Source organism: Streptococcus gallolyticus subsp. gallolyticus DSM 16831 (genome assembly GCF_002000985.1).
GTDB lineage: Bacteria > Bacillota > Bacilli > Lactobacillales > Streptococcaceae > Streptococcus > Streptococcus gallolyticus.
Map to the genome: position 1 here is coordinate 1328063 of NZ_CP018822.1, position 12542 is coordinate 1340604.

The 12542-nt window shown below is 37.6% G+C and carries 12 protein-coding genes; 1 reads left to right on the plus strand and 11 read right to left on the minus strand.

Features of this window, described 5'->3' with window-relative positions; genetic code table 11:
• Positions 1–6: 6 nt before the first annotated feature.
• Positions 7–300: a phasin family protein gene (locus BTR42_RS06695; protein WP_009854324.1), complete on the minus strand. Its 294-nt coding sequence runs from the start codon at positions 298–300 to the stop codon at positions 7–9.
• A 452-nt stretch (positions 301–752) separates the two neighbouring features.
• Between BTR42_RS06695 and BTR42_RS06700 the strand changes: the two genes are divergently transcribed.
• The gene (locus tag BTR42_RS06700) at positions 753–1676 is read left to right on the plus strand and encodes a helix-turn-helix domain-containing protein (RefSeq protein WP_009854325.1); all 924 of its coding nucleotides are present in this window, start codon (positions 753–755) and stop codon (positions 1674–1676) included.
• Positions 1677–1844: 168 nt separating this feature from the next.
• Here BTR42_RS06700 and BTR42_RS06705 read toward each other — a convergent pair whose 3' ends face one another.
• The 10 genes from BTR42_RS06705 to folB all read right to left on the minus strand — a co-directional run bounded on the left by BTR42_RS06705 (position 1845) and on the right by folB (position 12529).
• The gene (locus tag BTR42_RS06705) at positions 1845–3764 is read right to left on the minus strand and encodes a beta-glucoside-specific PTS transporter subunit IIABC (protein WP_012962021.1); all 1920 of its coding nucleotides are present in this window, start codon (positions 3762–3764) and stop codon (positions 1845–1847) included.
• A gap of 361 nt (positions 3765–4125) precedes the next feature.
• Complete coding sequence (gene licT / locus BTR42_RS06710) at positions 4126–4965, minus strand: BglG family transcription antiterminator LicT (protein ID WP_009854327.1); 840 nt, start codon at positions 4963–4965, stop codon at positions 4126–4128.
• A gap of 196 nt (positions 4966–5161) precedes the next feature.
• Positions 5162–6694, minus strand: a complete 1533-nt coding sequence (locus BTR42_RS06715) for a ClC family H(+)/Cl(-) exchange transporter (RefSeq protein WP_077496976.1) — start codon at positions 6692–6694, stop codon at positions 5162–5164.
• Positions 6695–6848: 154 nt separating this feature from the next.
• Positions 6849–7922, minus strand: coding sequence for an ABC transporter substrate-binding protein (locus BTR42_RS06720; protein ID WP_074581063.1), 1074 nt, complete (start codon positions 7920–7922; stop codon positions 6849–6851).
• The gene (locus BTR42_RS06725; RefSeq protein WP_009854330.1) at positions 7915–8703 is read right to left on the minus strand and encodes an ABC transporter permease; all 789 of its coding nucleotides are present in this window, start codon (positions 8701–8703) and stop codon (positions 7915–7917) included. The genes BTR42_RS06720 and BTR42_RS06725 overlap by 8 nt, the downstream gene beginning before the upstream one ends.
• Positions 8700–9494: an ABC transporter permease gene (locus tag BTR42_RS06730; RefSeq protein ID WP_009854331.1), complete on the minus strand. Its 795-nt coding sequence runs from the start codon at positions 9492–9494 to the stop codon at positions 8700–8702. Before BTR42_RS06730 ends, BTR42_RS06725 begins: the two co-directional genes overlap by 4 nt.
• Complete coding sequence (locus BTR42_RS06735) at positions 9478–10632, minus strand: ABC transporter ATP-binding protein (protein ID WP_009854332.1); 1155 nt, start codon at positions 10630–10632, stop codon at positions 9478–9480. The genes BTR42_RS06730 and BTR42_RS06735 overlap by 17 nt, the downstream gene beginning before the upstream one ends.
• Positions 10633–10659: 27 nt before the next feature.
• Positions 10660–11562: a UDP-N-acetylmuramate dehydrogenase gene (murB, locus tag BTR42_RS06740; protein ID WP_009854333.1), complete on the minus strand. Its 903-nt coding sequence runs from the start codon at positions 11560–11562 to the stop codon at positions 10660–10662.
• A gap of 128 nt (positions 11563–11690) precedes the next feature.
• Positions 11691–12170: a 2-amino-4-hydroxy-6-hydroxymethyldihydropteridine diphosphokinase gene (gene folK / locus BTR42_RS06745; protein ID WP_003065053.1), complete on the minus strand. Its 480-nt coding sequence runs from the start codon at positions 12168–12170 to the stop codon at positions 11691–11693.
• Positions 12167–12529 carry a dihydroneopterin aldolase gene (folB, locus tag BTR42_RS06750; RefSeq protein WP_009854334.1) on the minus strand — a complete coding sequence of 121 codons (363 nt, stop codon included), beginning with the start codon at positions 12527–12529 and terminating at the stop codon, positions 12167–12169. The genes folK and folB overlap by 4 nt, the downstream gene beginning before the upstream one ends.
• Positions 12530–12542: the final 13 nt, after the last annotated feature.

A 12542-nucleotide genomic window follows, 5' to 3' on the forward strand; every position in this document is an offset into this window, starting at 1 on the left:
ATCATCCTACTCTTTATCATCAGATGCTGATTGTTTCAAGAGCGCATCCAATTTATCTTCAAGACGAGAAACATCTTCTTTAGTAGCATATTGAACAGTTTTCGTTTTAACATCCAATTGGTCAAGTAATTCTTTTGCTTCATCTTCGCCTTTTCGTTTTAATTCAGACTGTAATTCTTTGCCTTCTTCAACGGTCAAGCGACCTTTTTCAACCAATTCTTTGACAAAAGCGTCAGCTTTTTCCAAAGTCATTGAAGTCAAACCAATACCAGCTAACAAGACTTTTTTCAACTCATCCATGATAATTCCTCCTTGAACGATTTTTATAACAATTGTTTACCCTTTCATTCTACTACTTTTAAGTCAAAATAGCTAAAGGAAACCAATCATTTCATGAAATTTTCTGACAATAGCGGTGATATTTTTGACTCCAAAAACAAAAACTCCGCCTAAAACAAAGGAGATTGCGTTGTCTTTGCGGAGTTTGTAAGGGTATAAGAGGTGTGTTTGCCAAACACTTAAATCACGCCAGCCCTGCTATCTGTTTTGAGAGGTCTTGGTCATGATTCACCTAAATTATAATGCTTTGTCTATCACAGCGCTAACATTATCCTTTCAGATTATGATACTTTAACACGATATTAAAAAGAAAATTTTCGGAAAAAATCAAAGTATCCGTTTCCAATTTTTAGTCGATTTTGATATAATAACATTACATAATAATACTATACTATGATTGGGATGATTAATATATGAAAAATAATACTGACCCATTGGAAATAAAAATAGATGAAAACAAACATCTCTTGCCTTATGATTATTACAGTACGGTTGTTGAACATGGGCGTCCTGACGTCCTTTTCCATTGGCACCCAGAAATCGAAATCAATTATATCTACGAGGGCTCGGCTCGTTTCCACATTGATTATGATTATTTTAACAGTCAAGCAGGTGATATTATCCTCATCCGTCCAAATGGAATGCATTCGATTCACCCACTTGAAAATCAAAAACACGTCACTGATACTTTCCGATTCCACCTCGATATGATTGGACATTCTACCGTTGACCAAGTCAGTCTAAGGTATTTGCAACCGTTGCAAACCAGTCTCTACAAATTTGTCCCACGCATTCAACCAGGAATGGAAGGGTACGAGGATATCAAAGAATGTCTCTTTACCATTTTTGAGCTTTCTAAAAACGAAGGACGTCATTTTGAACTGCTACTCAAATCAAAATTAAACGAATTCTTATATCTTCTTTTCTATCACCATTATGTATTACGTAAAAATACTGATGATGCTTACCGCAAAAACGAGCAAATTCGTGAATTGATTGATTACATTAACAATAATTATCAAAAAAATCTCTCGATTGATTTTCTTTCACAATTTATGGGTTACAGCAAAACACACTTTATGGCAGTCTTTAAACAACACGCTGGCACATCTTGCACCGAATTTATCATTCAAGTTCGCTTGAACAAAGCTTGCGACTTATTAATCAACACAGCTGACCCAATTTTAGAAATTGCTACCACTGTTGGCTTTAACAACTTATCTAATTTCAACCGACAATTCAAACGTTACTACGAACTCACACCGAGCCAATACCGCAAACAATTCAAAAAAGCCCACTACATCGGACCTCACCCATCACGAAATCTCAAAAATTAACAACAAAACACTAAGCATGCTTAGTGTTTTTAGTTGCAATGAATTGAAGTTTAAAGACTTCAGACTCAAAACTTTGACATGGAATTCCACAAGAAGTCGCTTCCGAGGAAGTAGCAAAAAATTTTTCCAGTCAAAAAAGAACGCCTAACAGCGTTCCTTTTAACTTAATTATGCAAGTGTTGTCAAGAGATAATCTCCTGTGTTAACACGTGCTTCTTGTGTTGTCAAAACATCATCAAAATCAGCTGAATTTGTCACAATGATCGGAGAAATGACAGGTAAGTTTGCTTCGCGAATGGTTGCTAAGTCAAATTCTAACAATTTTTGTCCTGCTTCGACTTTATCACCAACTTCAACATATGTTTTGAAACCTTTTCCTTCCAAAGATACAGTATCCATACCAACGTGAATCAAGAGTTCAGCGCCATTTTCAGTACGCATACCAATGGCATGACCAGTTGGGAAAACAAGTGTCACTTCACCATTTGCTGGTGCAAAAACAGTACCTTCTGCTGGGTTGATAGCAATACCTTTACCCATAGCTCCTGAAGCAAAAACTTCATCAGGAACATCTTCGAGTTTAACAACATCACCCATCATTGGGCTAGCAATAATTTCCTGTTTTAATTCTTTTAAATCATTAACAGGTTCTACTACTTTTTCTTCAGTTGTAGCAGAGGCATCTTTTGGACCACCGTAAAGGTAAGGGACTGGAGCAAACATTTGAACTGCAAATGAGAGGACAACAGCAAGAACAGATAGAGCAATCATTACCCACATACCAGACATATCACCATTTGCTGGATTTACGTATGAAGGATATTGGAAAACTCCCATTGCACCAACGCTATATCCATAAACATTAAAGAACATAGTTAGCGCACCAATAATACCAGATACTCCACATGAAATGTAAAATGGAATACGCATTGGAAGTGTAACCCCGTAAATAGCAGGTTCAGTTACACCAAAGATTGAAGAAATGAATGCTGGTGTAGAAATTGTACGAACTTTTTGTTCTTTTGTTTTAAGCATGATTGCACCAAGAACACCAGTTTGTGTAAAGTTAGGAAGGCAAGCTGCAACCAAGATAGCTGACATACCATTAGTAGCAACGTCCATAATTGCAAGTGGCACAAGTGCCCAGTGAAGACCAAACATAACCAATACTTGCCACAAAGCACCAAGTAAGAATCCATAAAGAATTGGACTGAAACTAAGAACAGCTTGGAAACCTGCTGATAGCCAGTCAGTTAGGAGATTAGCAACTGGACCAACAACCAAGAATGTTAACGGAACAGTAACAAGAATTGTTACAAACGGAACAACGAAAAGTTTAACAACATCAGGTGTGATTTTCTTGATATTCTTTTCGATAAGAGAAGCCACCCACATTGCAAGGATACTTGGCATTACTGTTGAGAGATATGAGCCTGATGATGGTAATTCAAGTGAAATTCCAAATATTTTATCAAGTCCAGCATCTGCTAATGCAGGAATAGTAGTTGTTAATGTTGGATAAACAAGTGCACCACCGATAGCTAACGCTGTAAACTCATTCATCTTGAATTTACGAGCAGCTGTAACCGCAATTAAAAGTGGTAGATATTGGAAGAAACCATCACCAGCAGCTTCAAGGATAACATACCAAGCACTATTTGCTTCTGATAATCCAAAAGCTCCCATAATTGCTACAATACCTTTAATAATACCGGCAGCAGCCAAAGGTCCAAGGAAGGGTTGGAAAATACCAGAAATCAAATCAATAAATCGATTGAATAAGTTACCTTTTTCAACATCATCACCTTCATCGACATCAAGTGAACCAACACCAGAAACACCCGTTTCAAGAACAGATGCATAAACATCAGGAACGTGATTTCCGATAACAACTTGATATTGTCCACCTGCCTTAACAACAGTCACAACACCGTCACGTTGTTTTAAATAATCGTCATCTGCTTTTGATTCATCTTTTAAGACAAAACGTAAACGCGTAACACAATGACGAACATTAACGACATTATCTTTACCACCAACGTGAGCGACAATGTCTTTTGCCAACTCTGTATAGTCTTTTTTAGCCATATCTGGCTCCTTTCTCTTTTCTGGTTTTAAACAACAGAAAAAACCTAAACAAATACCAAACAATTTCTTGCGCCCATGCGGTAACGCCAAAATTATCTTGTATTCATTTAGGTTTTGCCTGCTAACCAGTAACAATCCTTTTAACAATTCATAGTATAGCATGCGCTTTTATGTTTTGCAAGCGCTTTTTTAAAACTTTTTTACAGCAAAACAACATTTTCATAATTTATGAAAACGAATTCTTCGCCTTTTATTGTCACAAAGCGAATTTACAACATTTTTCACAATGTTTTCATTTTAAAAAATTTTTACAAAAAAATTTCTCCTCAAATCACTTTGAAGAGAAATCTAATGCTTTTTATCAGTTATGACTGGTTTCCAAACGTTGAATGTGAATAGTGATATAAACTTGTTCATCACGACTCATTGGAAAATCATAACTACTTTCGATATAATTTTTTATTTTTTCAGAACATGAAAAGGCAACGGGGTAGTTTAATTTGACTTGTTCATATAAAAAACTATCATTTTTTCCTTGAACAACGCCATTAACAACACGCTGAGCAAAATACTGAATATGAGTAATAAAACGATTATAACTTACCGAATCTTCATCAACGACCTTGCCATAAAACAGACGAACAATGCCTAAAATATCCGTGACAATCTTTGAAATCTGATAATTTTGCTCTACCATTCCCGAATCTTTTTGGGCATTGATAAAATGCAAAGCAATCGATGAAATCTCATCATCAGGCAAAATGACACCTAGCTTTTCAAAGATAATCTTTAACGCATCCCTTCCAAGCTGATATTCCTTTGGAAAAAATTTACGAATCTCCCATGATAACGGATTTTGAATGGTTATGTTTTCACGAGTTCGTTGAAGCGTATAATGCAAGTGGTCTGCTAAAGCAATATAAAAGGCAGTATCAAAAGTGGTTCCAAGAACTTCTTGACCATGCTTGATAATGTCGAGGACGACCTCAGTTTCTGCTGGTGATAAATCAAGATAGACACGTGTCAATTCATTGGTTGTATCTTTGTCCTGCATAACAAACGTCTTTTCAACTAAAGCAGTATCGATTTCATCACCCGGCTTTTTTTGAAAACCAAGCCCTCTTCCCATGACAATGATTTCCTCTCCGTCATCCCCTTTAGCCAAAACAACATTGTTATTATAGACTTTATCAATTTTCATCTTCTACTACTCCTCAAAAAAATTCGGAAAGAAAAGGCAAAACTAGCGTACACAAAAAGCACTGCGTTTTAACACAATCTCTAAATGTACACTAGGTTTTGCCTGCTTAACCAGTAACAATCCTCTTACCTTCTCCCATTGTACCAAAACTTTTTGCAAAATGAAAGGGAATTCATAAATTCTTTTATCGTTCAAATTACATTAGCAATTCTCTGACTTTCCCAATTTCTGGCTCATTGACCACCAAAAAGATTGTATCGCCTGCATTTAATCGTGTATTGCCTGATACCACTTCTGATTTTTTGGCATGAATTTGAGTTGTAATAAGAACATTTTTAGGAAGTGTCAAGTCTCTGACGTATTTTCCAGCAATTTTATCGGAAACCGTTAATTCAATCAACGTTGGTTCGATGACCTCTCTATCTTGTGGCACAGAAAGTTTAGCAAGTAAAGCTTCATAGATTGGCTCACCTTTTAACAAATCCATTGCGATATATGCAACCAAAGTCACCACGGCAATCGTCATCAATTGACGGAAATCACCAACCATTTCAGTTACTAAAAACATTGCTGTCAGTGGCGCTTTTGAAATCGCCCCAAAATAGCCCGCCATTCCTAAAACGACAAACAAGGACAAATAATGACTAGAATACAAACCGAATTGTTCAAAAAATAGCCCAAAACCAAAGCCCAAAAGTGCTCCCAAAGTCAAAATCGGAAGAAAAATCCCACCAGGAAGTCCACTTGAGTAACTCAACATACTCCACACAAAGCGGATGATAAAGTATAGGCAAACAATCATAAGAGTCAGGTGACTTGTCGATAACGAAGTAATCAAGCCATTTCCGCCACCTAGCAATTGCGGATAGAAATAGCCGATTGGCAAGATTAAAATAGCAGCAAAGATACCGTAAAAATGACTTGGAATGTGACACACTTTTCCAAGAAAGTCGTAGATGATAGTTGCCTTCAAAGTCGTTTTTTCATAAACATATCCCATAACGCCTAAAAAAGCACCCAGCAATAGTAAAATCCAATAGTGCTTCAATGGCAATACCGCCAAATCTCCTGGCATATCAAGAACTGGCGTCAAACCAAAAATATTAAGCGAAATAAAATTAGCAACTAAACTGGCGACTAAAGCGGTAATCCAAACCAAACGTGAAAATTGATGATAGATTTCTTCGATAACAAAAAGCAAACCTGCAATCGGAGCATTAAAAGCTGCCGATAAGCCTGCTGCCGCACCACTCGCAATCAAAACACGTTGCTCCATGCGTTCTGCTTTTAAAGATTTGGCAACACCTTTTCCTGCCATGGCACCTAACTGAATACTTGGTCCTTCACGCCCAAGCATAAATCCCATTGAAATCGCTAAGACACCACCGACAAATTTCTTCCAGAGAACAGACCACCAATTTGGGTGAAGCAATCCTTTCAATTCCCCTTCGACATGAGGAATCCCAGAACCTTTGATGTCAGAATCGGATTTAATCAAAAAGCCAATGGCAACAACAATGAACAAAGTCACTCCCAAAATGAGAATTAAAAGACTTGGCTGTTCGTGTGACAACTCATAATAATTGACAACTTTGGCAGAAATGAAACCAATCAAAAGGCGAAATAAGCTAACCACAATACCTGACACGCAGCCAACCACAATCCCTCGCCAAACAAAACTGAGAATAGAGGAAAGCGAAAATTCATATTCTCGATGATAACTATCCATATAAAACTCCTTAATTTCTCAAATGCAACAAACTTTTTACGATGTTTGCGATTTTCCTGAAATATTAGTCACTATTATTTTATCAAAACTAAGATAACTTTTCGAGATGCAAATCAAAAGAAGCTGAGCACTTCGTCTCAACTTCCTAAAATCATTATTTACGATACATTTTAAATTGTAGATAGAGGTCATTATAAATCCCTAGCCATTTTTGTCCGAGATTATCATAAACTTCAAGGTTTTCAATGGTTTCTTCAGAAGGGTAAAAGGCTTGGTCATTTTTAACGTCATCTGGTAACAATTCTTTGGCAGCGTCATTTGGTGTCGAATAACCAATGTATTCCGCATTTTGCGCAGCATTTTCAGGTCTCAACATAAAATTGATAAAAGCGTAAGCTTCGTCGATATGTTTGGCTGTTTTTGGAATAACCAAATTATCAAACCAAAGATTTGACCCCTCACTAGGCACGACATAATGCAGGTGTTCGTTAGAATCAAGCATTTCACTAGCTTCACCAGAGAAAGTCACTCCAATGGCAGCATCACCATTAATCATGTACCCTTTCATTTCATCGCCGACAATAGCTTTGATATTTGGAGTTAAATCGTCTAACTTCTGAGAAGCCGCATTTAACTCTGACAATGACTTGGTATTAAGACTATATCCTAACGTTCCAAGTCCAATCCCCATAACTTCACGCGCTCCGTCAACAAGCATGATGTCGTTGGCGTATTCCGAATTCCAGAGGTCTGACCAATGCTCTGGCGCGTTTTCTACCATGGTGTCATTATACACAATGCCCAATGTTCCCCAGAAATATGGGATAGAATAATCGTTGTTTTCATCAAAGCTTAGCCCAAGAAATTCGTCACCGATATTTTCCAAGCCTGTGATTTTTGACTTATCTAACTTGATAAGAAGATTTTCTTTTCTCATCTTATCAATCATATAATCTGACGGCACAGCGATATCATAAGTCGTTCCACCTTGTTTTATCTTGGTGTACATCGATTCGTTGGAATCAAACGTTTCGTACTGAACTTCAATTCCTGTCTCATCCGTAAATTTTGTAATCAAATCAGGGTCAATATAATCTCCCCAATTGTAAATAACCAGTTTATCCGATTGACTTGTTGAACTTGTCGTCTTTTGCATGTAAACAGAAACGCCAAACAAAACAAGTGTGACCGCAATCACGCCCAATACAAAAGAATATAATCTACGCATCACGATCCCCCTTATCTTGCGAAATAAAGTAATAACCAATTACAAGCAAAATACTAAAAAGAAAGACAATCGTTGAAAGAGCGTTAATTTCTAGAGAAATACCACGGCGTGCTCGTGAATAGATTTCGACAGATAGGGTTGAAAAACCATTACCTGTTACAAAAAAGGTTACTGCAAAATCATCCAATGAATAGGTAAACGCCATGAAGAAACCTGAAATAATTCCTGGCGTCAAATATGGCAACATGACTTCTTTTAACATTTGCCAAGGCGTTGCTCCTAAATCATAAGCAGCGTTAATCATGTCGTCATTCATTTCTTTCAAACGTGGCAAAACCATTAACACCACAATTGGAATAGAAAAAGCAATGTGACTAAGCAAAACTGTCATAAAACCAAGATTGAAATGAAATAGCTCTGCTAAACGGGTAAAGAGAATCAGGAAACTTGCCCCAATCATCACATCAGGTGCCACCATAAGAATATTATTCATTGAAAGAATGGCGTGCTGATGTTTTCGGCGTGCTTGGTAGATGAAAATCGCACCAAATGTCCCAATAGCTGTTGCTAAAATGGAACTCAAAAACGCCAAAAAGAAAGTTTGAATGAGAATCAACATCAAACGACTATCCGCAAACATTTCCGAATAATGCTCTAAGGTAAAACCAGTAAAGCCATTCATATCCCCGCCTTGATTAAAAGAATAAAAAATCAGATAACCAATTGGAATATAGAGGATGATAAAGACCAGTGTCAAATAAAGATTGGCAAATTTTTTCATTTTCTTCTCTCCTTAGTCACCCACATCGTAGCCAACATTGCCATGATTAAAATCACACCAATGGTGGAGCCCATACCCCAATTCTGTGTTGTCAAGAAATGTTGCTCAATGGCTGTACCAAGAGTAATCACACGATTACCACCAATCAAGCGTGTCAGCATGAACAAGCTCAAACTTGGGATAAATACTGACTGAACACCACTTCTCACGCCGTTAAGCGATAAAGGAAAGACAACTTTGACAAAGGTCTGTAATTCATTTGCCCCCAAATCTCGACTAGCATTGATAAGATTGCTATCAATGTCATCAAGCGCATTGAAAATCGGCAAAATCATAAACGGAATTTCAATATATGAGGCAACAAAAATAAAGGAAAAATCTGTGAACAGAATTTGCTTAGGTCCAATACCAACAAAGCTCAAAAACGCATTGACACCACCTTGTTGCCCGAAAATTCCCATAAAAGCATAAGCTTTCAGCAAAAGGTTAATCCATGTCGGCAATACAACCAACATCAACAAGAGTTGCTTATGTTTCAAACGTGTCAAAAAATAAGCTGTTGGGTAAGAGATAAGCAAGGTCACCAATGTGATAATGGCAGCATATAAAATCGAATTGAAGCTCATGCGAATGTAAGTCCATGAACTAAAAAAGGTTTTATAATTATCAAGGGTAAAATGACCTTGAATGTCGAAAAAGGACTGCCAAAGAATCATAATCACAGGGGCAATGACAAAAAGAAGCAACCATAGCACATAAGGAATTGAGAAGAAACTAGAGTTTTTCTTCATTTCGCTCCTCCTCAATCGCATGAATCAAGCCATCTTCATGTTCTTCCATTTCGACATATTCTTCCAGACGGGCATCAAATTCTTCTTCTGTCTCATTAAGGCGCATGATATGGATATCTTCAGGCGTAAAATCAAGCCCAATAACTTCGCCCTCAATCGCCTTACGAGTTGAATGAATCATCCATTCGTTTCCTAATTCGTCATGAGCGATAATCTCATAGTGAACACCACGGAAAAGCTGTGTATCAACTTTAACACGTAATTTTCCTTCTTCTGGCAAAGTGATTTGCAAATCTTCTGGACGAATAACCACTTCAACAGCTTCATTTGGACGCATTCCACCATCAACGGCTTCAAAACGTTTGCCGTTGAACTCGACCAAATAATCTTCAATCATTGTTCCTGGTAAAATATTTGATTCCCCAATGAAAGTCGCCACAAAGTGGTTAATTGGTTCATCGTAAATATCAACAGGTGTCCCAGATTGCACGATTTCACCGTCATTCATGACAAAAATCCAATCTGACATAGCCAAGGCTTCTTCTTGGTCATGAGTGACAAAAACAAAGGTAATGCCTAAACGTTGTTGCAGCTCGCGCAGCTCATATTGCATTTCTGTCCGCAACTTCAAATCTAAGGCTGATAAAGGTTCGTCAAGTAAAACGACACGCGGTTCATTGATAATCGCACGCGCAATCGCCACACGTTGGCGTTGACCACCAGACAATTTCTGAATCGGACGTTTTTCAAAACCAGCCAAACGCACCATTTTAAGAGCTTCTTCCACACGACGTTCGATTTCTTTTTTATCAACTTTTTTTAATTTAAGAGGAAAAGCGACATTTTCAAAAACATTCATATGTGGGAAAAGCGCATAATTTTGGAAAACGGTATGGACATCACGTTTATTAATGGGAATATCATTGATACGTTGACCGTCGAGATAAACATCTCCTGTCGTCGCATCTAAAAGCCCAGCAATGATATTCAAAATCGTTGATTTTCCTGACCCTGAAGCACCAAGTAGGGTATAAAACTTTCCTTCTTCAAGTTCAAAATTAATGTCCTTTAAAACAACAGTACCGTTATCTTCAAATACTTTTGATACGTTTTTAAACGCAATAATTGGATTAGTCAATTCTCATAAAACCTCCTTGGAGCTTCTTTAACGTTTCTTTTCGCCGATAATTCGGACTTCACGCTCTAAACGAACGCCAGAATTTTGTTCAACTGTGTCAATGACATGAGCAATCAAGTCCTCATAGTCTTGTGCATTACCATCAGCCACATTTACCATAAAGCCAGCATGTTTTTTACTAACTTCAACACCACCAATACGGTGACCTTTTAAATTTGCTTCGCTAATTAATTGTCCAGCAAAATGTCCAACGGGACGTTTGAAAACAGAACCACATGACGGGTATTCTAGAGGCTGTTTTAACTCACGTAAATGAGTTAAACGTGCCATTTCTTGTTCGATTAAAACGTAATCACCTGGTTTTAAGGCGAATTTTGCTGAAATGACCACATCACCACTATCTTGAACAGCTGAATGACGATAGCCAAACTTCATATCACGAGCTTCAATTGTCTTGATTTCACCTTCTTTGGTAATCACTTGCGCTGATACCAAGATATGTGAAATTTCACCGCCATAAGCGCCAGCGTTCATAAACACAGCGCCACCAACGCTACCAGGGATACCACAAGCAAATTCAAAGCCTGTCAAGCTATGGAATTTAGCAATGCGCGTCGTTTCAATTAAATTAGCTCCTGCTTCTGCTTCAATCACATAACCATTGACCGTAACAGTGTTAAGTTTATCAAACATAATAACAAAGCCACGAATACCACCATCACGCACGATGATGTTACTAGCATTTCCTAGCACCATCCATGGAATATTATTTTTATTAGCAAATGTAACAATTCGTGCTAACTCGTAACGATTTCGCGGAAAAGCTAAATAATCCGCTGGACCACCGACTTTCGTATAGGTGTATTTTTTTAGCGGTTCGTCAACACGAATATCGATTCCTTTTAATTCTTCATTTAAAAATTCTAACATTTCTTCCAACTCTACAATTCTTTAATAAAATAGTGGGCGCATGTTGTTAAAATCACTTGAACTCACTACTAAAAAATCGGCATAAAGCCGACCTTAATTATATCAAAAAAATCAGCTTTTGACGATAGTTAAACCAGAAGTTTTCGGACCTCTTGGACATTTAAATGCGCCAGATAAGATGAAATTGATTGTCCATTAAGTTGAAGTTGCGGAGCGATTTCCTCTAACGGTACCAAAACAAAAGCTCGTTCTGTCATGTAAGGGTGCGGAACGCTCAAATTTTCAGTAGCAATCGTCTCATTACCATACAACAGAATGTCGATATCAATGGTACGAGGTCCCCAATGCTCATGCCTAACACGCTTCAGCTCTTTTTCGATGTTTTGACAAGCAAGTAATAATTCTTGCGGCGTCAAATCTGTCTCGAGCTCACAACAACTATTCAAAAAATCATCTTGGTCGGTCTTTCCCCATGCTGCTGTCTCATAAAATGAAGAGACCGACGTCACAGAAGTCTGTGCTAATTGTTCTAAGCGTTCAAGCGCAGCCAGTAAATAAGCTTTTTTATCGCCGATATTGCTTCCTAAGCTCAAATAAACCTTTGTCATGCGCGCTCCCGTTCTAACTCAATACCAACCGCATCATAATGCCCATTGATTGGCGGATTTTCTTTAAAAATCTTAATGTTAATGGCTTGAACTGGAGGAAATTGTTCAAAAATAGCTTGACAAATTGCTCCTGCCAAACGTTCAATTAAAGCGTAGCGTTCTTCTTCAACTTGTCTTTTTATCGTTTCAAAAACCAGTCCATAATGAACAGTATCTTCTAGCACATCAGACTGTGATGCTTTTTGTAAATCGACAGACAAGGTGCAATCAACGACAAAAATCTGACCAAGCGTTTGTTCTTCAGCTAACGCTCCATGGTAGCCATAAAAACGGCAATCTTTTAAATGTATTTTATCCATATTAGTAATCAAT